The following is a 22578-nucleotide window of genomic DNA, read 5'->3' as shown; positions in this document are numbered from 1 at the left end:
CCCTTTGTCACATTATTCGGAGCGCAGGGCTTCCACGGGGTCCTTTTTGGATGCGCTGCGGGCTGGCAGCAGGCCAGCGACAACCGTCAGCAGCACCGAAATCGCGATGAGCACCAGCGCATCCTGCACGGGCAGGCTCATCAAATTGGGGACCTGTTTGGCAGCAAGCGCCCAGGCATTAACCGGGAAGCTCACGAGCACCACAACGACAATGGCAAAGATGCCGGCAATGAGGCCCTCGATAAAGGTCTCGGCGTTGAACACGTTTGCCACGTTGCGCTTCGACGCACCGATTGCGCGCAGGATGCCGATCTCCTTCTTGCGCTCCAGTACGCTGATGTAGGTGATGATGCCGATCATGATGGAGCTCACGACCAGGCTGATGCTCACGAACGCGATGAGCACCAAGCTGATGGTATTCACGATATCGGTCACCGAGCCCATGATGATGCCCATGTAGTCGGTGTACGAGATTGCCTGCTCGTCGTGGCCGGCGGCTTTGACCTGTTTGTTGTACGCATCGATATGGTCGAGTACGCGTTCCTTGGCCTCAAAGTCACGCGGGAAAATCTTAACCGAGATGGGGTCGGCCTCATCCGCATAGCCCAACGTGGTCAGATTGTTGTCGTAGGTGAGCTTCGACGCCTTCGCATAGCTCATCATGAGCGAGCTCAGGTCCTCGGCGTCCATGTTGAAATGGATAGCACGAGCAAAGGCACTCGCATCCACCTGCATGGCGCTCGCTAGGTTGGCAAAGCTCGACGACATCTGCGTGGCCATCTGGCCCATAAGTCCTGCTGCACCCGCCTTGAGCTGGGACGATACCGTCGTCGCAATCTGGTCGCTGATTGTCTTGGTCACCTGATCCATAGCCTGCTGCAGATACGGAGCCAGTTGCTTTTGCACATAGTCGGTCATCGCCTGCTGCAGGCGCTCGACCAGGGCATCGCCGCCGAGCGCTTTGAGCTGGGCTAGGATTTGCTGGGCCGCGGTATCACTCTCAAGATACGTCGAGAACGCGGCGGCGAGCTTCGACGCGTCCTTAAGATCCTCGGGCGACAACGCCTTAAACTGCTCCGACTGCAAAAATCCCTCAAACAGCTGGTTGGCAAGCGTTCCCACCTGCTGCATTTGCTCGGGTGTGAGTTCCAGGCCGTCAAAGATGCCCGAGAAATCTGGTGCCGGCGCTTTGGCCATAATGTCGCTGAAATCGATGTCCTTCCCAACGCCCGAAAGGTCAATGTCCAGCCCGGATAAGTCGATACCAGAAAGGTCCATACCGCCGGCAACACCCGAGAGCGCAGACGCATCGAACGAGAACGCGCTCTTCAGCGCTGCCTCGTCCACACTGAACATGCTGCCTAGATCAACTCCTTGTTTGGCCTCGCCCTGCAGTTCATCGAAAGACTTGCCCGTAAAGACATCCGTCTCGGGGTGGGCGAGCTGCTCCTGCACAATCTGCGAATCGGCGGCGCGCTCCATAAGCTGGCGAGTCAGCGCATGCGTGTAGGCAATGCCCGGGGACAACGCGCTCGCATTGGCTGTCTCGTTAGGTCGCACCACGCCCACAATGTGCACGTCGATACCGTCGGCAACCTTGGCTGCCATAAAGTCGGCGTCGCCAGACATGTCAGTCCACATGCCAGTCTCTTCGTTTTTGCGATAGGCATCGGCCGGCGACAACACCTTAAACGTGGTAGACAGCGCATCGTCGTAGGTAAAGTCGGCGCCGGTCTCGGGCGCTTCGACCCCACCGTCAGCCGCCATGGCGCTGTTAACCAGATCGTTGAGCTCATCGATATCCAGCGCACCGATGCTGTAGAGCGTGTAATCGCCCACCGTGCCGCGGCTCGAAAGCACCATTACGGCTTCGTTGGCAGACGTGGGCCAATGACCGGCGACAACATCGTACTGGCTGTCGAGCAGACTCTGGTCGTCAATCATCTCGTTAAAGACCGAGGTTCCCATGGATTCCATGCTCACCGTAGCCGCCGAGCTCGCGCCTCCGCTCATGGCCTCGGTCATGGCGTTGGGCACCAGCCGGACAGGCTTCTCATCGCCCTTGCCGGCACGATAGACAACCGGCGATATACCGTAGCCGTACTGAATGGCGTTGACCTCTTTGTCGATACCATCGCCGCCGTCGTCAAGCCATGCCTTAAAGCTCGTCATATCGTTGGACTTAACGCTTGCAAACATATCCTTTACAGCCGTGACCACGGGAATCTTATCGGTTCCCTGAGCCTTGCCGCCGGCACTGTCGTCGGACGAGTCCTCGCTCTTGGACATATCGTCATCCGCGGCCCCCTGCCCGCCCATCATGGACGACAGGTCGTAATCCTGCTTGGAGATCGTAAGCGGGTAACTCGAGAGCGTATCCTCCTCGACCTTTTTGATGTAATTGTTCACGCCATTGGAGAGCGCCAGGATTGCCGCAATACCGATAATTCCAATCGAACCTGCAAAGGCCGTCATGGCCGTACGGCCCTTTTTGGTCATAAGGTTTCGGGCAGAAAGCCCCAACGCCGTCACAAAGCTCATCGAGGTTTTGCGCGTAGGCTTGGCCTCACGGCGCGTGGCCTTGGCAACATCAAAAGGGTCGGAATCGTCGGTGATCTTGCCGTCCGCCAGGTTGACGATGCGCGTAGCGTACTGGTACGCCAGCTCGGGATTGTGCGTGACCATGATAACCAGGCGGTCGCGTGCCACGTCCTTGAGCAGATCCATGACCTGCACGGACGTTGTGGAATCCAAGGCACCGGTCGGCTCGTCTGCCAGCACGATCTCGGGGTCGTTGATCAGGGCACGGGCAATCGCCACGCGCTGCATCTGTCCACCCGAAAGCTGGCTCGGGCGCTTGTTAACGTGCTCGCCCAGGCCAACCGCCTCGAGCGCCTCGCGCGCACGCTGGCGGCGCTCGGCATGCCCCACACCCGTGAGCGTGAGCGCCAGCTCCACGTTTTCCAAAATGGTCTGATGCGGAATGAGGTTATAGCTTTGGAACACAAAGCCGATGCGGTTGTTGCGGTAGGCATCCCAATCGCGATCGTGAAAGTCCTTGGTCGAGATGCCGTCGATGAGCAGGTCGCCGGAATCGAAATGATCGAGTCCACCGATTACGTTGAGCATTGTGGTTTTGCCCGAGCCCGAGGGACCCAGAATGGCCACGAACTCGTTATCGCGAAAAGCCAGGCTCACGTTATCGAGCGCCACCTGCGTAAACGACTGTGTGACGTACCTTTTGCAAATACCTTTGAGCTCCAACATGGACGGCAACCTCTCCCACGCGGACGCACTTGCCCGCTCTCCCCCGCCGTTCGTATTCGACGCGTTTGTCCTACTCTATCCCCATTTTTTGCCGGAGCCAGTGAGGAATGTAACGAAGCACGCCAAAAAACGAACGGGACGACGCCCAAAAGAAGAGGTCCCGAGCGGGACCTCTGTATGGTGGAGATTATCTTGAAAGGCAGCGGACTACTCCGCACAGCGGCGCGCGATCCTCGCCATGCTTTACGCGTTTTCTACTGCTCGCTATTCGCAATCGCCTGGTCGATAAGCTTGTCGAGCGCTGCGCGCTGCTCAGCGGAGCTGATGGCTCCCACGATTGGATCCCCTACGATGTTGCCATTCTGATCGATGACATACGTTGTCGGGAACGAGAACAAATTTGACGTAAACTTACCGGCCTCGCTATCCGACTTGAACCAGATGTTCTTATATGTCACGCCCTTCTTGCTCAGCACGTCCTTGGCATCTGCGATCTCGCCCTTGTTGCCATCGAGCGTAAAGGAATTGACGCCCACGACCTGGCCGCCCTTCTCGGCAAGCTCCTGATTCAGCTTCTCAAGATCGCCCAGCTCGCCCACGCACGGCTTGCAAGTAGTGAACCAGAAGTTCATGACGGTGACCTTGTTCTTAGAGAACAGCTCGTCGCTGTTCACGTCGTTGCCATCCAGGTCCTTGCCCGTAAAGCTGGGGAACTTCGTCGCCTCGCTCGAAGCATTGGCACCAGCCGTCATGCCAGCGGTCGAAGCGTCGACGCTCTCGCCTGAGCTCGGCGTGCTTCCACAGCCGGGGAACTCCTTCTCCAGGCTCTCGAGCTTGTCCTCGATCTCCTTGATCTGCTGTGCACCGGCCTTGAGCGTCTTGAGCTCATCCGCCGTGAACTCATCCTTGGCGCCGTCGATGGTCTTGAGCAGGAAATCGCCGTAATTGCTGCCGTCCTCAATCATTGCCGAGTCTTTATTTGCCGCATTGAATACCTTTTCCCACAGCGCGTTATCACTCGAAAAGATCTCGTTCTCCTTCTGCATGAGCTTCGCATACAGCTCGGCGGCCTCGTCGGCATTGGCCGGCTTCTGCGCAGTGAGTTCTGCGATCTTAGGATCGGAGCTCGCAGATTCGCTCGCATTGCCACTGGGCGCCGAACACGCCACAAGGCACAAGGCCAATACTGGCACCATAAACAGGGCCGCAATCTTAGAAAGCTTCATGGTCATTCCTCCGTTTTGTCGAAGCTTGTTTACTTTTTATCGGCGGTCAAGGGGAGCTTTTCCGCCGACACATCCAGGCCATAGCGATAGCTGATGGCGTCGACGGGACAGACCCCGATGCACTTTCCGCACCGGATACATTCGGCATGATTGGGCGCGCGGACCACATCAACGTCCATCTGACAAACCTTTGAGCACTTGCCGCACGAGACACATTTGCATGCGTCAACCCGAATCCCCAGTAGGGACACCCTATTCATGAGCGCATAGAATGCGCCGAGTGGACAAATCCATTTGCAGAAGGGGCGGTAGAACAAAACGCTCAGCACTACCACGGCAATGAGAACGGCAAGTTTCCAAGTAAAGAGCTGTCCCAACGCAGATCGAATGCCGGCATTGGCAATGGCCAGAGGAATGGCGCCCTCGAGCACACCCTGCGGACAGATGTACTTACAAAAGAACGGGTCGCCCATGCCCACGTCGTTAACCACCAAGACGGGCAGCAGCACCACGGCAAACAACAGCACGACGTACTTGATGTACGTGAGCGGCTTGAGCTTTTTCGTGGAGAACTTTTTGCCGGGAATCTTATGAAGCAGCTCCTGAAGCCAGCCAAACGGGCACAGAAAGCCGCATACAAAGCGTCCCAGCAGCACGCCGAGCAAAATGAGCGTACCGGTAACGTAGTAGGAGAAGTTGAACTTAGATGAACCTACCACCGACTGGAACGACCCAATGGGGCACGCACCCGATGCCGCGGGACACGAATAGCAATTAAGTCCAGGTACGCAGACCGTTTTTCCCGCGCCCTGATAGATGCCGCCTTTGGCAAAGTTTGGCAGGTGAATGTTGGTAATAAGTGTTGCCGCCGCCTGAATGAATCCGCGAAATCGGGCCAAAACATGCGACGCAGTGTTTTCTCTTTTATCCAATTCCGATACACTCCAAGCACAGCCTAATCGCCTTGGCCAGCACGGCATCCGCCTCGCCACGCATAACGCCAAAGCACACCATGGCAATTCCGACGATCAACAAAGCGACCTGTACCACGGGTTTTACCGCTTTGAACAACCTGACCACTCCTTTCGTTACGCGACCATTGGACCATATCGGCTATAAAATCCGTGTTAAGCGCGATTTGAAATGTGCAAGGAGACTGTTATGCGTATTTTGATCGTCGAGGACGAGCAGGCGCTGTGTGACGCAATCGCGCGCAGCTTGCGAAACTTGGCGTACAGCGTCGACTGCTGTCACGACGGACAGGAGGCGCTCGACCTACTGGACGTTGAGGCCTTCGACCTCGTGGTACTCGACCTCAACCTTCCCCGTATCGACGGCATGACCGTACTCAGGGAACTTAGGAAAACTGACTGCGAGACCAAGGTACTGATTCTGTCCGCACGTGGCGGAGTATCCGATAAAGTCGCCGGACTCGATGCCGGCGCCAACGATTACCTCACCAAGCCGTTTCATCTGGACGAGCTTGCGGCAAGGATTCGCAGCCTTACCCTCAGACGCTTTACACAAAGCGGCATAGTTTTAACCTGCGGAAAGCTCCGCTTTGACACCAAGGCGCGCATCGCTTCTGTGGACAGCGAGGCTTTATCTCTTACGCGCAAGGAAACGGGAATCTTGGAATACCTGATGCTTAATCAGGGGCGTCCGATAAGTCAAGAGGAGCTTATCGAGCACGTTTGGGATAGCAGCGTGAACAGCTTTAGCAACGCAACCCGCGTTCACATCTCGTCGCTCCGAAAAAAGTTGCGCAGCGCTTTGGGATACGACCCGATTCGCAATCGGATTGGAGAGGGCTACGTTATGGAGGATAGCGAATGAAAAGGCTTTCGCTGCAATGGCGCATAACGATCATGACGGCGCTGCTGACGTGTGCGGCGTGCGTGCTGACGAACTGCCTGGTCGGCTATACGGGCATGCGCTATATGGATGCCATCGGCAGTGACATCTCGGCCTTTAACGCTGCCGGCGCGGATTCGCCCCAGGTGTTCGACCCAACGAAAGCGACCCCCGATGACAAGGTCACGATCGTCGTAAACGACGCACAGGAATCTTTTGGCACGACAGCTTGGTACATCACGGCTGGAGTCACACTCCTTGGCGGCGTGCTGGCATACTTTGTGAGCGGCCGTGCACTCAAACCGCTACGGGCTTTTGCAGCCCAGGTTGAGCGCGTGCAGCCTGACAACCTAAGCGAAATCAGACTCAGTGAAGATGTGCCCACCGAGCTACAACGATGCAGCGCCTCTTTCAACGACATGATCGCCCGTCTTGGCGAAGGGTTCTCTGCACAGCGTCAGTTTACCGGCAACGCCGCACACGAGCTGCGCACCCCGCTCGCCCTTATGCAAGCACAGATTGAACTATTCATCTCCGAGCACTCCGGTTTGCAACCCGAAACAGCCGAGCTGCTCGGCCTGCTACAAGAACAAACCGAGCGCATGTCTCGAATGGCCAAGGTATTGCTCGAGATGAGTGAGCTCCGCAGCGTCCCTTGCGAGGACGATGTGGAACTTGGTCCTTTATCCGAAGAGGCCCTCACCGACCTTGCGCCACTTGCCGAAAATAAGGGCATAGCCCTCAATTGTGCTGGAGACGCTTTAGTAATCGGGAGCGACACGCTCCTCTATCGGCTGGTGTTTAACCTGGTCGAAAATGCCATCCGTTACAGCCGCACCGGCTCGACTGTCAACGTCTCCATCTGCGACAACGACAGCCATGTGTTCCTGCGAGTCGAGGACCAGGGCCCGGGAATACCCAAGCAGTACCGTGAGAGCATCTTCCAGCCGTTCTTTCGTCTAGACACATCCCGCAGCAGGGCATATGGCGGCGCAGGACTCGGACTAGCGCTCGTTTGGGAGATTGCAGCGCTTCACGGTGGCACGGTAGAGGTCGAAACAAGTTCCGAGAACGGGACCGTGATGCTCGTGACCCTCTCAAAGGGGGCCACCACGTGATCCGACTGTCCAGGAATCCCACTCGACATTGTGAAACGCGTCCCAAAACTTGGACATGAGAAATGGGAGACAGTTCGCATCTATGCCGAGGACGAAGTCCTGGCGGGGATTCAGGATGCGCAGAGGAAGCTTACGGCAGAAAACCCCGACAGAGTCGTGACCGTCGGCGGCAACTGTATGGTGTCGCTTGCCCTCTTCGATTACCTGCACGGGAAATACGAGAACGTTGGAATCGTCTGGATCTATGCGCATCCGGATGTATCCACGCTGAATGATGGCTACCCCAACGCTCACGCCATGGTACTTGGCAGCCTTTTGGAACAGGGTGCACCGCAACTCGTTTCGCGGATGCGGCATCCGGTGTTTAAGCCGAGCGATCTCCTGCATGTCGGGCTACAGCAGCTCCACGACTATCAGGAGGTTTGCTTAAACAAGCATAGGTGTTGCGGTTTTAGCCGATGTCCTCATGGAGGAAAACGACATGCTGGGTCTGTCTGATTAAAGTCCAACAGTTTCCATGAGGCATCTAGCGCGGTAAAAGCTAAAGACACGGGAGGCCCCAAACTGTCAACCATCTTTACGGATGCAAGGGAAACGGGCAAGACAGCCCCCCCTCTCGCTCCTATCCGAAACGGCGCTTGAACACGGCTGGATTGCAGCGAATGTCTCCGCCATGCTCGGCATGCTCGAAGATATCATCGAGCACACAAAGGAGGCCGCAGGCCGTTACCTCTCGCAGCCCCATACACGCGTGAGCGGAGTTCAAGTTGGGCAGCGGGGCGGTTTAGCGCGCCAATATAATCAAATCGTGCACTTCCATAGCCTCTCGTCTACGTGGTGTACCGTCGTCTCCCCTTTTATCAGAGTTGGGCGATTTTCAGGCACCCGAGCTGAACTCAAATTGAACTCAACGATGCCTTATCGGTCGAGGGCGTCCTAGCGAGAATATACAGAGGCGCACATTTCGCAGGGAACCTCCCATTCGTTATCATATCGGGATGCTGTCAAGGCAGCGTCAATGCGTTCGACCTACACCTTCTCGCTTTTCGAGGCCTCGTCTGCAAGACCATCGGAATCGATACGGAATCGATCGGCATACCATTCATCCGAAGCAATCACCTTATGGAGCATCTGGAGATGCAGGTCGACATAGTGGCAGAACGCCTTGCCGCATTCCACGAGAGGCGCATTGTTTCTCTCGTTGGGCTCGGCTCCAAAATTAAACTCGACCTCATAGCCCTCCCCAGGCACACCCATGCTCGGCAGAATATCAATGGAGAAGTGGACGAATCCAGACGTCACCTTGTATACATCTTTTACCTTTGGATCGAACTTCTCGAGTAAGTCTTGAAGTCTTCCATCGGACATCTTCTCACCCGAGAAATCTTTCAGCTTGTTCACAGGCACACCTTGAAACACCTGCTTGAGAAAGTCATCCTGGTCTTCGGCGGCGAATAATGCGAATGTCCGCAGGCAGACTCCAACCTGTGCGCGGAGAAGCTGGGCGACGCAAACAAGATTCCTCGACTCGAGCATGGAGATGAATCCGTCTATCAGTCTCATCGCATACTCAGAGGAGGATGCCAGATATAGATCCCATTGGGTAAAGTCGCCGTTCATGAAGGGAATCACTGCATTGCGCTTGGCGACTCTCAAGGCACTCAGGCTTTGTTCTATTTTCTCAGCTTCTTGTTTGAACTGTTCGCTATCCAAAATGCCCCCAAATGCCGGCTTCTCAACAAATCAAAAAGGCAAAAGAGACAGAGATTAGGTTCCTGCTCCACTGAACCCGCGTTTCCAGTCGAGACACTCCTCCTCGAAGATCTCCCCAGAGTCCCGTCTCTCGCGCCCCTCACGGAACTGTCCATATCAGTGTAGCCAATCCAAGCACAGCCCCACCGCACGGCCCAGTCGCTTCCGGTCCTGCGTGACCCCGTGAAGGCGGAAGGGCGTGGTTGTCGTCATCGCGTTCCTTTCTCCTCGTACCTTTTTGGGCATGCGTCACGGGCCCCCGCGCGGCGCTGAGAGCGAATCGGCGCAGGCTTGGGGCCAGTTGCGTAGAGGTTGAGGTTCGGGTTTCGCCGGCTTACGCAGCTTGGCGGGCAGAGCGCCCGGGCTCGCTGCGCCTAGGGCGCGGCGGGATCCGCGACGCCGGAGGTGTCGATCTCGCCCAGATTGGCGAGCTGGCTGATGAACGGGATACTCTCGTGTTCGTCCACCTCGACGCCGCCGAGCACGATGGTGCTGTCGCGCGTGTCGATGTGGGTTGTGAACACGGCCGGGTCGAAGCCCGAAGCGATAAAGCCAATGCCCGCGAGGACAACACCCGCGGCAACGAGCCCGCCCGCCACGGCGAGGTAGATCTTCTTCGCGCTGGTCATGGTACTCACTCCTTTCTACGCTGCGAGGTGCGCGGCAGCGCCGCCTTTCTCGCCCCTGTTCTTCCAGAAGGGCGAGGCGGCCTTCCTCGCCCAGAGCGCCGAGAGGCGCGCAATTTGTTTTGAGGCGGCCCAAGCGCCAGCACCAACGAAGAGAGCCACGCCGACGAGGCCGAGCCCCACGCCCGCCGAGGCGAGGGCGTACGGGAAGTGACCGATGGTGACGCCGCTTACGGCAAGCAGGAGCTCAACTATGCCCGCGCCCCCGAGTGCCGCCGCGACGATCCACACGCAGAGCGCCAGCACCCAGATGCAGATATAGACCGTGACGGCCACGGCGGCGAAGGCGGCGAGCAGCGGCACCCACACCGGGGAGCCCACGATGGCCAGCACCCACAGCAGCGCGGTGCTGCGCCGGCGCGTCCTCGCGATTGCGCGCGGCACGGCGGGCAGGTCGTCGAGCGTGGCCTCCGCCACCTCGCCGGGCGTGCCCATGGCGGCCACGGCCTCCTCCTCGCTCATACCGTCCTCCATGCGGTCGGCGATGGCCTCCGCGTAGAAAGCCTTGGTCTCCTCCACCTGCTCGGCCGGAAGGCAGGAGAGCAGCTCGCCCAGCCGGCCCAGGAACTCATCGCGCGTCATGGTGCGCCTCCTCAACGTATGCGTAAATCTCCCGTACGGACGGCCACTCGGCCAGGAACTCCTCGATGCGCGCTCGCCCGTCGTCCGTGATGCGGTAGTACCGGCGCAGCCGCCCGTTGTGCTCGGCGGAGCGCGCCGTGATGCATCCGGCCTTCTCCAGGCGCTTGAGCAGCGGGTAGAGCGTCGACTCCGTGAGCCCCATGCTCGCCGGTACGTCCTTCACAATCTGGTAGCCGTAGGACTCCTCGCCGGAGACGGCCGCGAGCACGCAGGCCTCCAGGAAGCCGCGCTTCATCTGTGCCTCCATCCGCACACCTCCTCTCGTCATATGCTATGCTATACACACTATACGATGCAAGGTATTAGACGTCAACTCTCATCGCGAAGATTCTCCGGCCCCTGCGCGCTGCGAACGTGATATCGCGGGGCGGTTGGCATTATGCATGAAACGTCAAGTAACGCTCTTTTGATCCACTTCCACTCGGCCCCATATGCCCTGTACAACACCCCCCTTCAACCTTGGGTTCAAGGGAGCCGCTAGGCTGGGCGTGCCGGACGGTAAGGTCCTGGACGCGATGGTGGACTTCTCCGATGCCATAGGGGTCATGGGTCTACGCCGATGGAGGCCCACGCACGCGGCAGGGCTCGCCCGTCACCGCTGGTCGCCGGACGGTCCCCACGCCCCGCTCGCCAACGCGCAGGCGACAGCAGCAGTCCAGCGCTAGCTGGAGACGCCGGAATGCCCAGAAGATGCGTTTCCCATCACTGCGACAGAGCTTTTTGCAGGGGTGGCAATTTTTCCTAATATCGAGGTCAGCTTGGCTTCGGTAGCCACCTTGAGAGCATCGCCAATAGACTCTTCCTTTATGCGTTCGACATAATCGTAGGCAATGCCCAACAATTCCAGTCCCGAGCAACAGGAGTACAATTGTCGCTATAGTTGCCAGCTGTTGGGAGATGGAAGATGGACTGCGATGGCTACCCGCGCATTCCCATGCCGTTGATGTGCACTGCCTTTGTGCCGGGCCAGATTGACGCTGCGGTTGCAGGCATTTCCGACCCCGATTCACGCACCATCGCCACGGCAGAAGCGCTGTACTTTCGCGGACAGGCCACGCTCGCCGCCGAGACAGCACGCCCCTATCTTGACGCCACCGACCCCGCACTGCGCTATTCCGCATGCTTTATCTGCGGATATGCCAGTCTGTCGCTCAACCGTATCGCCGACGCCCGCCGGTGCCTTGCTGGCATCCTCGATACGCCAACTGACGAGGAATCGCCCGCCGTCCACGCCACGCATATTCTGTTCGCCTCGGCCGCGAGCGTCCTACTGCACTTGCCTTCCCCGTATTCCGCCGAAGAGTTTTATCCACTTGCGGCGCATCTGCCCGAAGGCCTGCGCCTGTTTGCCAGCTACGTGATGGCGCACGCCTTGTATCTGCGCGGCGAATACGGCCGCAGCCTGGGCATGGCGGAAAATGCCCTGATCATGAAACAGGGAAGTTATCCCATCTCGGAGCTGTTCCTGCACCTGTCGGCTTCCATGGCCTGCATGAGCCTCAAGGACATCGACGCCGCAAAAGCACACTTCGGAGCCGCTTGGGACATTGCGCGCCCCGACGGCCTTATCGAACTCATCGGCGAGCACCACGGCCTTTTACAGGGGCTCATCGAGGCGTGCCTAAAAACGCAATACCCTGACGACTTCGCGCGCATCATCGAGATTACGTATCGATTCAGCTACGGCTGGCGGCGCATCCACAACCCCGATTCGGGCGAGGACGTAGCCGACGATCTAACGACCACGGAGTTCACCATGGCCATGCTCGCCTGCCGCGGATGGACCAACGCCGAAATCGCACGCCACATGGAAGTATCGCCGGGCACTGTTAAAAACCGCCTATCCGGCGTATACGCAAAGCTTGGCATCGGCACACGCGCCGAGCTGGTCGCGCATATGTTACGTTAGCGACCGGACTACCAAGCGCATCGAACGCGTTCCGGAACCCGGCGCTTCGCTCGATCAATTTGGACATTTTGACCCTTGAACGGCACTACCGCCACGGGGCGCCTTCTCGCAAAATTGGATTATTTCCACCGATACCTGCGGGATGGGAGCCAAAGATGCTTGATCGCCGTTCGTTACTTGTTGCCGGAGCGTCCTCGCTGGCGAGCATTATGTTGCCGCGCGTGCCGGGAAGCGCAAACGCCTTCATATTGCCGTTCGCGCCCACCGAAGCCTATGCCGACGAAAAAGACCCTTTCAGGGTGCTCGTTCTCTCGCGCACCATGTTTGGTGTGGTCGTGGTCGACGTCGCCAACAAGAATACGCCCATCACGGGTGCCCAGGTCACGCTCGCATCGCGCTATGCCGCAGGCAAGCAGCTCACCGCCACGACCGATGACGAAGGCACGGCCATCTTTGAGGTCGCGCCGCTTTCGGAAGGCTACGTGGACGAGGCAACGCTTCTCGACGCGTACGACTTTAACGGCGGCATCTCCATTAGCATGGCAGGCTACCGCGATGTCGAGATTCCCCTTGCGCGTATCCAGGGCGGCACCGCTATTACCGCACCCACACGTCCGCTCTCCGATGGCGAGCCGTACTTTCGACAGCTCACGTTCGACGAATGGGACATCCAGTACGCCGACGCCACGTTTATGGCAATGCCAGCGGACGAAGCAGCAAACGAGCAGCCCGACACGCACGCCTTTACCGTGCAGGCACATCTGCCACAGGGTGGACAGGCAACGCTGCACATCAACAAGGTAATGCCCGCCACGAGTAGCTCACCCGAAACCGTCACGCAGATTGGCCAAGTCAAGGCCAGCGCATCGGGCACGAATAATCTGGCGACGTTCACGCTCGAAGACAAGTTCCTCGATGCAGCGTCAAACCTTCTGGAAGAAGGGTGCAAGCTGCGCTTTGTCCTCGACTACCAGGGCAAAACCTACACGCTCTCATCCCCTATGGCCGTTGTTACCGCGCCGGCGGCAAAGGCGGAATCCGGATCGACCACTATCGTCCCCACTACCATGGACCAAGAGATCACTCCGTTTGATTTCCCGGCGGCGTTTCCCGGCATCGGCGGCAATAAGTTCACGTGCTGGATGCCCTCGTTCCCCATTTTGTTCGATTTCTCGTTTGCCGGATACGTGCTGTTTGGCGGAGGATACAAGCCGGTCGGCTACATGAACGATTCGGGCAATCCGGATCCGGAGTACTGGAAGAAGTCACCGCGCGAGTCGGGCACCAAGCAAGCAAACCGCTACCTCGACGAGATGGAGGGGAAGTGGAATCAGTACAAAAGCATGAGTGCCGGTTCGGGCACCGATCCAAGAAACACCAAGCTCCTTCGCCACCATTGCACGCTGCTGTTCACGATGGATATCGCCACACAGCTGTACGGCTCGCTCGCCTACGATTGGGTGGGCAAAACCTGGGGTAACAACAACGACCCCGCATACGGCAATATTAAGGCCCTCTTCCAGGTAAGAACCGACCTCAATTGGACCGAGCAGTTTACCCTAGGACCGGTGCCGTTTTTCTTAAACGTCAACCCCTGGGTGCTGGCAAAACTGGCGCTCGCCGTGGGCGCCCACACGCACGGCAGCGGCGCGGCGTTTTTCAAGAACATTTCGCTCGACTATTCCAATACGTCGGGATCGTTCACCATCCAGATCGGGCTTGCCGTCACCTTTGGCGCCGGCGTTGCAGGCGTCGCCTCGTCTGCCGTGCGCGGCGCCGCATCCCTCACGCTGTTCATTGGGTACGAGAAGGCAGATGGGCACCAGCTTCCGCGACTGCGCGTAGGTGCAGACGTCGATGTCGATGTGATACTCCAGTTTGTAATGTTCAAGTGGACCACCAAGGCTTGGTCGGGGTCGTGGCCCACACTCCTCGATTCGTGGAATATGTCGGTGAACAATGGCAACCAGTATGTGCTCCAGCGCTCTGAGCTCGCATTGGGTGGAGATACGCCTTACACGCTGGATGCCCGCTTCGGCACGCCCGGCAACATCGAGGCGGGCGGCGTGCCGCAATTTATCGCATCGGCCACCATCGTCACCAACGCCGAGCTGCTCGCACGCGCCGAGGTTAAGGCCACTGCCGTAAACGCCGCGCCTGTCGTGCGCGATTGGGATCAAGCGGTCACGTGCATTGAGCTCGAGGCGGATGCAGAAAGCGACGACGCGGGACAGATCGAGCATTTCGTCCATGCACTGATAGGGAACGACGAAAACGCCGCGCCGATGTACGAGTACACCTATATCGAGCAGGCGACGAACGCTGTTGCGGACCCCAACGCCAATTCTGCTGGTGTATCGGAGGACGAGCGTGGCGGCATCAAGCCCTCGAGCGACAACGTGCTGTTTTCCGGCGTGCTCAGCGAAGCTCACATGAAGCTGGCAATGATCGCCGGCGTAGAATGCCTGTTCCGTATCGCCTCGGTGCGCTACGGCGACAATGGCCGCTCGCGCCTGGTGGTGCACACAAAGGCAAACGGCACGTGGTCCGCTCCCACGCCCGTGGACTTCCCCCTTGGGTTTGGCGAGGGCGACGTGGGGCGCGACGGCATATTCGATTACGACTTCGACGTGGTGGAATATACGGACGGAAGAGAAAACCAGGACGCTTACGTGCTGCTGGTCTCGGGCGAGCGCCCCGACGGCGACAACACCCTTTTCGATACGGCAAGCACAGCCGGCATGCTGTCCGTTGTGCGCCTGCGCATAAGCAACGACGGAGTTCGCGTGATGTCGCACACGTCGTGACGCAGCATCTCGCGCGGCCGCCTTCAGGAGGATGGCCACCATTGTCTGCAGTGTCCACGCATCACGGTGGGCAAGACGCTGGTCGACGGGCGCCTGTCGGGCGCTTACCTCCACCGCCGCGGAACCACCGCAGAAAAGGCGCTGGGCAATGAGGCAGAGGTTGCGCTGGAGTGCTTCACCCTGTGGTCGGATGATTTGGGCGACAGCCTCACGTTCCGTCAGGTCCTCCGCTTTCCGCAAGCGCCATCGAGCATCGAGCTGGGCGTACCCGAGAATATCAACGGCAAAATGGTGGTGCCCGTTGCATACGAAACTGCAAACGGTTGTGGCTGCGCATCGTATGCCGTGATCGGCCAGTCCATCGCGGGTTGGGGCGTTATGCCACCAGATGCCACAGTACCCCACGCGGTGCCGTGCCACAACATTCGGGCTTTTTGGCAACCGTCAACGAGCAACTGCAGCATATTACTTGGACGCGAGGAGCATCGGCATTTGCAACGCAGCCCGTGGGTGCCGCAGGCTGTGGCCCGGCATCGTTTAGCGTAAGCGACAACGGCAGGTGCGCGCTCTATGTAGAGAACACCGATGGCAAGGTGGGACAAACCTACGACGAAGAAGGCAACCCGGTGGCAGTGATGGGCAAGCACTTCCGCATCTTCGCCAGCACCTTGGCAGGCGATCTGTTCACGGAGCCGTTCGTGATGTGCGAGCTGAACCATCCCGTCGATCAGATAACGACATTTTTGACGTCGGGGGGCATGCTCTCCGCGCTCGCCACGCACATTGTGAGCGCGGAGAAGAGCGAGGCAGAGCTGCACGGCATCGAAGTGCCCTTGGTGGCGTGTGCCACTCCGACGGGCGCGGTCGCTACCTCGGGCGCGGTGGTGCCCGGAGCAGCAGGCGAATCCTTCATGGTCACGGTGCGAAACGACGGCAACACCTTGCTGACCGCCGGCACGATCGATCTGTACCGAGAGGGCTCCAGCCAGCCGTTCTCCAGCGCATCCATCGGGTTCGGCGCGAACGCACGCATGGCTTCGATCTTTGATCCAGAGCTTGCCGAGGACGCTTCGGACAACGATATGGCACGCGTGAAATACGCGCTCGAGACGCTGGGCGCGCGTTTTGCAACGCACCCGCTGGTAGCCGACAACGGCAACGCCGTGCTGGCACCGGGTTGCACGGCACAGTTCCGCATGAGCTTCGCCATCCCCGAGAGTTGGGGCGACGAAGTGGGCAAACGCGTCACGCTGTATGCGAAGGCGCGTGACCTGGTAGCGCTCGATCCCGTAACGCTTGAGGAAATTCGACCGGGCGCAAACTCGGCGCTGGGTGCCGTACTGCATGAGCTTCATGTGCCTGACGCGGCATGCGAGCGCTCAGAAGTTCAGGTCGGCATATGCGACAGCGCGGATACGACAGGACTTCACGACGCCCCGATGACGGCGGACGGCGATGGTGGCTCGAGTGGCGGCGGTACTGACAAGGGCGGCGGCTCCGGCGGAAGCAGCTCCGGCAGTGGCAAGGACCACGGCAATAGCAAGCGCTCCGGAAAAGCGGGCGCGCTTGCGGGCACGGGCGATGTCAACGCTCCCCTTACGGCAGCCGCTGCAGCACTCGCCGCGGCAGGCGCCGGCCTCGTCGCCTACAGCGCCCGCCGCACGGCGCTCGAAAAAGACACCGCCAAGGAGGTCAATTCGGATAGGCCTCGCTAGCTCCTAGTTACTTTTGTGAGAGACGCCGACTCGGCTCATCGAACATCAAATGGGCTGGTTCTGGATACCCAGAGCCAGCCCATTTCGCATTAGATATCGTCAGTGGAGTCGAATTCTGCCTCGAGCTTGGCACGGCGTCTTTTCGCCGTGAAGAATGATGCACACAGAACGGCGAATGTGGCTATGAAAATCGTCGCACCACAGAACGCGCCCGTTGCCAAGTTCGCTGCCCAAAAGACATCTTCGAACGGTACGATCTGCGCCTCGGCGATACAGCGCATTGCGGCAATAACAAGCGCGAACGCGGCGCCGCTAAGACCGCTGACAAGCAGGAAATATCCAACAGGAAGATGCTCGGTTTGCCCAAAACGATTGGTATCGACATAGCCCTTCCGCGTTTGCAGTCCTGCGCAAATCAACATCACGAGAACGAGCCACAAATACATGGCTGCCTCGAACGGCGTTGCAAAGCCATGCGGCATTTCACTGGCGTCGCTGTGAACCCACGCAACCTGTCGAGCTATAAACTGGTAGAAAAAGATCATCAACATGCCAAACGAAAGCAGCACGAAACCAATCTTGTAGATCTTCGCGTTCTCGGCCTCCAGACGTTCATCCTTTGGGCCGGCATATTCACGCCACTTTTGCACGATTTTCAGATCTTCAAATTTCATAGTGAACTCCTAAAGAGTATTAGGGTCGGCGTCGGTTTCGTCTTCCCAAAACAAGTCGTTCAACGTAACGCGCAGCGCCTTACAGATTGCCACGCACAAATTGAGCGTGGGGTTGTAGCCGCCCGCCTCGATAAGACCGATAGTCTGGCGCGTAACGCCCACGGCCTGGGCCAAGTCGGCTTGCGAAAGGCCAGCCGCCGCGCGCGCCGCCTTCATGCGAAGGTTTTTCTTACCCGGCATGGAGCCCCTTTCGTAAATGTGGACAGATATCCGTTGCAACATGACAGAAATATATTGCATCCATCAGAAGATGTCAACTATATCTGTCATTATGAAAATCATGTTCGTCATCGCCATGCGGACACAACAACTTCGATTCACTATTCAAACTTACTCGGACAAAACCGACTCGGTTTTGTCCGAGTAAACGAATCTCCATCGAATTCCGAACGATTGTTCGATGGATTTCGTGTTGGGTGGAATCGTCTGTGGGCTGGGCTATGCTACCTTGACTATCTATATGACTAAAACGCAGCAAAGGAGCATCGAGAGAGCGAGTATGGCAAAAAACACCGCAAACTATGGTAACGACAGTATCCGCCAGCTCAAAGACGAGGAGCGTGTACGTCTGCGCCCCGCCGTTATCTTTGGCTCGGACGGGCTCGATGGCTGTGCACACGCTGCCTTTGAGATTCTGTCCAACGCCGTTGACGAGGCGCGCCAGGGCTACGGCAAGCTCATCACCCTTACCGCCTTTCGCGATGGTTCCATTCAGGTAGAGGACAACGGCCGCGGCTGCCCGCTCGACTGGAACCCCTCCGAGAAGCGCTTTAATTGGGAACTCGTTTTTTGCGAGCTCTACGCCGGTGGCAAATACAATAACAACCAGGGCGGCGACTACGACTTCTCGCTCGGTACCAACGGCCTGGGCTCGTGCGCGACCCAGTACGCATCCGAGTACATGGACGTCACGGTTTGGCGCGACGGCAACAAGTACTCCCTGCACTTTAAGAAGGGCAAGGTCGTCGGTGCCAAAAAGAAGGCACTCGAGATTGAGCCCAGCGACGAGGACCGTACCGGCACCACCATCAAATGGCGCCCCGATCTTGAGGTCTTTACCTCCATCAGCATCCCCCACGAGTGGTATCGCGAGACCATGCGCCGCCAGGCCGTGGTCAACGCCAACGTGACCTTCCGTCTGCGTATCGAGGGCGACGACGGCGAGTTCTCCGAAGAGGACTTCTGCTATCCCAAGGGCATCGAGGACTATGTGCTCGAGAAGGTCGGTACCGACTACCTCACCGAGCCTTTCTTTATCGAGGCCGACCGTCGTGGTCGCGACCGTGAAGACCTGCCCGATTACAACGTAAAAATCACTGCTTGCATGTGCTTCTCGCGCACCTTCACGATGCAAGAGTACTACCACAACTCATCGTGGCTCGAGAACGGCGGCTCACCCGAGAAGGCCGCCCGCAGTGCTCTGACCAGCGCCATCGATGCCTACATCAAGCAACAGGGCAAGTACAACAAAAACGAGAGCGGCATTAAGTGGCAAGATGTCCAGGACTGCCTGGTACTGGTGACCAACTGCTTCTCCACCCAGACGTCCTACGAAAACCAGACCAAGAAGGCCATCAATAACCGCTTTATCCAGCAGGCCATGACGGCATTCTTTAAGGAGCGCCTCTCGACCTACTTGATCGAGAACAAAGATGCCGCCAACAAGATCATGGAGCAGGTGCTCATCAACAAGCGCTCGCGCGAGAACGCCGAGAAGACGCGTCAGAGCATCAAGACCAACCTGCAGCAGAAGACCGACATGGCCAACCGCGTGCAGAAGTTCATCGACTGCCGCTCCAAGGACAAGAGCCGCCGCGAGATCTACATCGTAGAGGGCGACTCGGCAGCAGGCGCCATTCGCACGTCGCGCGATGCAGAGTTCCAGGGTGTCATGCCCGTCCGTGGCAAGATCCTCAACTGCCTGAAGGAGGACTACCCGCGCATCTTTAAGTCCGACATCATCATGGACCTCATGCGCGTGCTGGGCTGTGGCGTGGAGATTAAGGACAAGCGCATCAAGAACCTCGGCGCCTTTGACCTGGACAACCTCAACTGGAACAAGGTCATTATCTGTACGGACGCCGACGTCGACGGTTATCACATCCGCACGCTCGTGCTCACCATGCTCTATCGCCTGGTGCCCACGCTTATCGACGAAGGTTACGTGTATATCGCCGAGTCGCCGCTCTACGAGATCAACTGCAAAGAAAAGACCTACTTTGCCTACACCGAGCTCGAGAAGAACGGCATCCTCAAAGAAATCGGCGACCAGAAGTGCTCCATCAACCGCTCCAAGGGTCTTGGTGAGAACGATCCGGACATGATGTGGCTCACCACCATGAACCCCGAGACGCGTCGCCTGATCAAGGTGGAGCCCGAGGACGTCACCAAGATGGAAACCATGTTCAACCTTTTGCTGGGCAACGACGAGGCGGGCCGCAAGCGCCATATCTCCGAGCACGGCAAGGAATACCTGGACCAGCTGGACTTGCAATAGCAGCAAATCGATAACGACGGCCCATAACAAGTTCAAGAGGAAATCGTGGCAAAGAAGAAGACGAAAAACCAGCCCAAGAAAAAGCAGGTCAACGCCGAGAACGTCATCGGCCTGCACTCCGAGGTCACCGACCAGCCGATCACGCAGACGCTCGAGGTCAACTACATGCCCTACGCTATGAGCGTCAATGTCTCGCGTGCGTTCCCCGAGATCGACGGCTTTAAGCCCTCGCACCGCAAGTTGCTCTACACCATGTACAAGATGGGTCTGCTCAAGGGCGAGCGCCAGAAGAGCGCCAACATCGTGGGCCAGACCATGAAGCTCAACCCACACGGCGACGCCGCGATCTACGAGACGATGGTGCGTCTGGCAACCGGCAATGAGGCGCTGCTTGCCCCCTTCGTGGAGTCGAAGGGCAACTTTGGCAAGTACTATTCGGGCGACCTGAGCTACGCCGCCTCGCGTTATACCGAAGCCAAGCTCTCCCCCATTAGCGCCGAGATCTTCAAGGACATCGACAAGGACCCGGTCGACTTCGTCGACAGCTACGACGGCGCCATGAAGGAGCCGCGCCTGCTGCCCACCACGTTCCCCAACATCCTTGTCTCGGCCAACAAGGGCATCGGCGTCGCCATGGCGTCCGATATCTGCGGTTTCAACCTCAACGAGGTCTGCACCGCCACGATGCACTACCTGCAGGATCCCAACTGCGACTTGCTCGAGTACATGCCCATGCCCGACTTCTCGACCGGCGGCGAGATTATCTACCGCCGCGAGGAGATGGAAAAGATCGTCGAGACCGGCCTTGGCAGCTTCCAGATCCGCTCCCGCTGGCGCTGGATTCCCGAAGAGCGCATCATCGAGGTGTACGAGATCCCCTACACCACCAAGACCGATGTCATCATCGAGCGCATCGTCAAGCTTTCCAAAGAGGGCAAGGTCAAGGAGATCGCTGACATCCGCGACGAAACCGACCTATCGGGCTTGCGCATCGCCATCGACCTTAAGCGCGGTGTCGACCCCGACAAGCTCATGGCCAAGCTCTATCGCTCGACCACGCTGCAGGATTCGTTCTCGTGCAACTTTAACGTGCTGGTCGACGGCTATCCCCGCGTTATGGGCGTGCGCCAGATCTTGCACGAGTGGGTCAAGTGGCGTATTGAGTCCACGCGGCGCCGCATTAACTTTGACCTGGGCAAAAAGTCCGAGCGTCTGCACCTGCTGCACGGCCTCGAGGCCATCTTGCTCGACATCGACAAGGCGATCGCCATCATCCGTGGCACCAAGCTCGAGGCCGAGGTCGTGCCCAACCTTATGAAGGGTTTCGACATCGACGAGACCCAGGCCGAGTTTGTTGCCGAACTTAAGCTCCGCAACATCAACGAGGAGTACATCCTCAACCGCACCAAGGACATTGCCAAGCTTGAGGGCGAGATTGCCGAGCTTGAGGAGATCCTCTCCAGCGAGGAGAACATCAAGAAGGTCATCAGCGACGAGCTGGCCGCGGTCAACAAGAAATATGTGATGCCGCGCCGCACGGGCAGGATCGAGCCCCATGAGGTCATCGAGGTAAGCCTGGAGCCCGAGGTCGAGGAATATCCGGTTACCATCATGCTTTCGCGCGATGGCTACCTTAAGAAGATGACGGACCGCGTACTCAAGAAGGCCACCACGCTCAAGTACAAGGACGGCGACAAACCCTTTATCGAGTTCCCGTCCTCCAACACCCACGAGCTGCTGGTCTTTACCAACAAGAGCCAGGTGTACAAATGCAAAGTCGCGGCGTTTGAGGATACCAAGTCGGCCCAGCTGGGCTCGTACCTGCCGACCGATCTTGAGATGGAACCCGACGAGAGCGTCATCTGGGTCATCGACCCCGAGGACTACAAGGCCGACGTGCTGTTTGTCTTTGAGAACGGCCGCGTGGTGCGTGTCGCACTTTCCGGATATGTTACCAAGACCAACCGCAAGCGCCTTAAGAACGCCATCTACGGCGGCAGCAAGCTGCTGTATGCCCAGGTGCTCAAGGAGGATCGCGACATCGCGCTGGTCTCGAGCGACTACCGCCTGATGAACTTCAACACGTCGCTGCTCAAGACCAAGACGACCACCAACACGCAGGGCGTCCAGGCCTTTACCGCCAAGAAGGGTCGCTCGGTCACCACCGTCGGCACGACCGAGGAGATCCTCGGCGCCGGCGTCTCTGCCGAGAAGTTCACCACGCAGAGCCTCCCCTCCGCCGGTGCCCTTATGAAGGAAAACGACATGCCGAGTCTGTTTGACTAAAACAACGGTGGCCAAACCGTCATGGTTTTGCAAAGCAGCGGGGCCCGGAGCGCAGCAACATCGCGCTCCGGGCCCCGCTCGTTGC

19 protein-coding genes are annotated in these 22578 nt (G+C 58.3%); 9 read left to right on the top strand and 10 right to left on the bottom strand.

Annotation, left to right across the window (positions count from 1 at the left end; all coding sequences use genetic code 11):
* Positions 1 to 12: 12 nt before the first annotated feature.
* From DW870_RS04790 to DW870_RS09380, 4 genes are all read right to left on the bottom strand, one after another.
* Positions 13 to 3267, bottom strand: a complete 3255-nt coding sequence (locus DW870_RS04790; RefSeq protein WP_117770474.1) for an ABC transporter ATP-binding protein/permease — start codon at positions 3265 to 3267, stop codon at positions 13 to 15.
* 254 nt (positions 3268 to 3521) lie between these two features.
* Positions 3522 to 4493, bottom strand: coding sequence for a TlpA disulfide reductase family protein (locus DW870_RS04785; RefSeq protein WP_117877048.1), 972 nt, complete (start codon positions 4491 to 4493; stop codon positions 3522 to 3524).
* Positions 4494 to 4522: 29 nt separating this feature from the next.
* Complete coding sequence (locus DW870_RS04780; RefSeq protein WP_117770473.1) at positions 4523 to 5425, bottom strand: 4Fe-4S binding protein; 903 nt, start codon at positions 5423 to 5425, stop codon at positions 4523 to 4525.
* Entirely contained in the window at positions 5418 to 5564 is a 147-nt protein-coding gene (locus tag DW870_RS09380; protein ID WP_040219972.1) for a CD1871A family CXXC motif-containing protein, read from the bottom strand. Before DW870_RS09380 ends, DW870_RS04780 begins: the two co-directional genes overlap by 8 nt.
* A 90-nt stretch (positions 5565 to 5654) precedes the next feature.
* Here DW870_RS09380 and DW870_RS04770 point away from each other — a divergent pair, with 90 nt between their 5' ends.
* From DW870_RS04770 to DW870_RS04760, 3 genes are read left to right on the top strand one after another with little or no spacing between them, the layout of a single operon-like run.
* Complete coding sequence (locus DW870_RS04770; RefSeq protein ID WP_304485488.1) at positions 5655 to 6329, top strand: response regulator transcription factor; 675 nt, start codon at positions 5655 to 5657, stop codon at positions 6327 to 6329.
* Complete coding sequence (locus DW870_RS04765) at positions 6326 to 7465, top strand: ATP-binding protein (protein ID WP_117770471.1); 1140 nt, start codon at positions 6326 to 6328, stop codon at positions 7463 to 7465. The genes DW870_RS04770 and DW870_RS04765 overlap by 4 nt, the downstream gene beginning before the upstream one ends.
* A gap of 30 nt (positions 7466 to 7495) precedes the next feature.
* Positions 7496 to 7963, top strand: a complete 468-nt coding sequence (locus DW870_RS04760; protein WP_199411400.1) for an arginase family protein — start codon at positions 7496 to 7498, stop codon at positions 7961 to 7963.
* A gap of 531 nt (positions 7964 to 8494) precedes the next feature.
* On the opposite strand, the gene DW870_RS04755 is transcribed toward DW870_RS04760, so the two are convergent.
* The 4 genes from DW870_RS04755 to DW870_RS04740 form a co-directional block, all read right to left on the bottom strand.
* The gene (locus DW870_RS04755; RefSeq protein ID WP_117770469.1) at positions 8495 to 9178 is read right to left on the bottom strand and encodes a hypothetical protein; all 684 of its coding nucleotides are present in this window, start codon (positions 9176 to 9178) and stop codon (positions 8495 to 8497) included.
* 413 nt (positions 9179 to 9591) lie between these two features.
* The gene (locus DW870_RS04750; RefSeq protein ID WP_117770468.1) at positions 9592 to 9846 is read right to left on the bottom strand and encodes a hypothetical protein; all 255 of its coding nucleotides are present in this window, start codon (positions 9844 to 9846) and stop codon (positions 9592 to 9594) included.
* 15 nt (positions 9847 to 9861) lie between these two features.
* A complete protein-coding gene (locus DW870_RS04745; RefSeq protein WP_117877046.1) occupies positions 9862 to 10485 on the bottom strand; it encodes a DUF1700 domain-containing protein in 624 nt (207 codons plus the stop codon).
* Complete coding sequence (locus tag DW870_RS04740) at positions 10472 to 10792, bottom strand: PadR family transcriptional regulator (protein ID WP_022093836.1); 321 nt, start codon at positions 10790 to 10792, stop codon at positions 10472 to 10474. Before DW870_RS04740 ends, DW870_RS04745 begins: the two co-directional genes overlap by 14 nt.
* A gap of 657 nt (positions 10793 to 11449) precedes the next feature.
* On the opposite strand from DW870_RS04740, the gene DW870_RS04735 reads away from it, so the two are divergent.
* The 4 genes from DW870_RS04735 (at position 11450) to DW870_RS04720 (ending at position 16976) form a co-directional block, all read left to right on the top strand.
* Positions 11450 to 12454, top strand: a complete 1005-nt coding sequence (locus DW870_RS04735; protein ID WP_117877044.1) for a helix-turn-helix transcriptional regulator — start codon at positions 11450 to 11452, stop codon at positions 12452 to 12454.
* 155 nt (positions 12455 to 12609) lie between these two features.
* Positions 12610 to 15261, top strand: coding sequence for a hypothetical protein (locus DW870_RS04730; protein ID WP_117877042.1), 2652 nt, complete (start codon positions 12610 to 12612; stop codon positions 15259 to 15261).
* A gap of 66 nt (positions 15262 to 15327) precedes the next feature.
* Positions 15328 to 15807 (top strand): hypothetical protein, encoded by a 480-nt coding sequence (locus tag DW870_RS04725; RefSeq protein ID WP_117877040.1) that lies wholly within the window; start codon positions 15328 to 15330, stop codon positions 15805 to 15807.
* A complete protein-coding gene (locus DW870_RS04720; RefSeq protein ID WP_117877038.1) occupies positions 15768 to 16976 on the top strand; it encodes a hypothetical protein in 1209 nt (402 codons plus the stop codon). The genes DW870_RS04725 and DW870_RS04720 overlap by 40 nt, the downstream gene beginning before the upstream one ends.
* Before the next feature lie 89 nt (positions 16977 to 17065).
* On the opposite strand, the gene DW870_RS04715 is transcribed toward DW870_RS04720, so the two are convergent.
* Complete coding sequence (locus tag DW870_RS04715) at positions 17066 to 17650, bottom strand: hypothetical protein (protein ID WP_117877036.1); 585 nt, start codon at positions 17648 to 17650, stop codon at positions 17066 to 17068.
* Between the two features lie 9 nt (positions 17651 to 17659).
* The gene (locus DW870_RS04710; RefSeq protein ID WP_117877034.1) at positions 17660 to 17890 is read right to left on the bottom strand and encodes a helix-turn-helix transcriptional regulator; all 231 of its coding nucleotides are present in this window, start codon (positions 17888 to 17890) and stop codon (positions 17660 to 17662) included.
* A 319-nt stretch (positions 17891 to 18209) separates the two neighbouring features.
* Here DW870_RS04710 and DW870_RS04705 point away from each other — a divergent pair, with 319 nt between their 5' ends.
* Positions 18210 to 20207 (top strand): type IIA DNA topoisomerase subunit B, encoded by a 1998-nt coding sequence (locus DW870_RS04705; RefSeq protein ID WP_117877032.1) that lies wholly within the window; start codon positions 18210 to 18212, stop codon positions 20205 to 20207.
* Between the two features lie 45 nt (positions 20208 to 20252).
* Positions 20253 to 22493, top strand: coding sequence for a DNA gyrase subunit A (locus DW870_RS04700; protein WP_117877030.1), 2241 nt, complete (start codon positions 20253 to 20255; stop codon positions 22491 to 22493).
* Positions 22494 to 22578: the final 85 nt, after the last annotated feature.

The organism is Collinsella sp. AM38-1BH (assembly GCF_003467545.1).
In the GTDB taxonomy this organism is placed as follows: Bacteria; Actinomycetota; Coriobacteriia; order Coriobacteriales; family Coriobacteriaceae; genus Collinsella.
Note: the sequence above shows the minus strand (reverse complement) of the source record. Positions and strands in the feature narration are given on the sequence as shown.

Coding starts and splice junctions, on each gene's coding strand:
- DW870_RS04790 (WP_117770474.1), bottom strand. CDS start 3,267: ATGTTGGAGCTCAAAGGTATTTGCAAAAGGTACGTCACACAGTCGTTT.
- DW870_RS04785 (WP_117877048.1), bottom strand. CDS start 4,493: ATGAAGCTTTCTAAGATTGCGGCCCTGTTTATGGTGCCAGTATTGGCC.
- DW870_RS04770 (WP_304485488.1), top strand. CDS start 5,655: ATGCGTATTTTGATCGTCGAGGACGAGCAGGCGCTGTGTGACGCAATC.
- DW870_RS04765 (WP_117770471.1), top strand. CDS start 6,326: ATGAAAAGGCTTTCGCTGCAATGGCGCATAACGATCATGACGGCGCTG.
- DW870_RS04750 (WP_117770468.1), bottom strand. CDS start 9,846: ATGACCAGCGCGAAGAAGATCTACCTCGCCGTGGCGGGCGGGCTCGTT.
- DW870_RS04745 (WP_117877046.1), bottom strand. CDS start 10,485: ATGACGCGCGATGAGTTCCTGGGCCGGCTGGGCGAGCTGCTCTCCTGC.
- DW870_RS04740 (WP_022093836.1), bottom strand. CDS start 10,792: ATGGAGGCACAGATGAAGCGCGGCTTCCTGGAGGCCTGCGTGCTCGCG.
- DW870_RS04735 (WP_117877044.1), top strand. CDS start 11,450: ATGGACTGCGATGGCTACCCGCGCATTCCCATGCCGTTGATGTGCACT.
- DW870_RS04730 (WP_117877042.1), top strand. CDS start 12,610: ATGCTTGATCGCCGTTCGTTACTTGTTGCCGGAGCGTCCTCGCTGGCG.
- DW870_RS04715 (WP_117877036.1), bottom strand. CDS start 17,650: ATGAAATTTGAAGATCTGAAAATCGTGCAAAAGTGGCGTGAATATGCC.
- DW870_RS04710 (WP_117877034.1), bottom strand. CDS start 17,890: ATGCCGGGTAAGAAAAACCTTCGCATGAAGGCGGCGCGCGCGGCGGCT.
- DW870_RS04705 (WP_117877032.1), top strand. CDS start 18,210: ATGGCAAAAAACACCGCAAACTATGGTAACGACAGTATCCGCCAGCTC.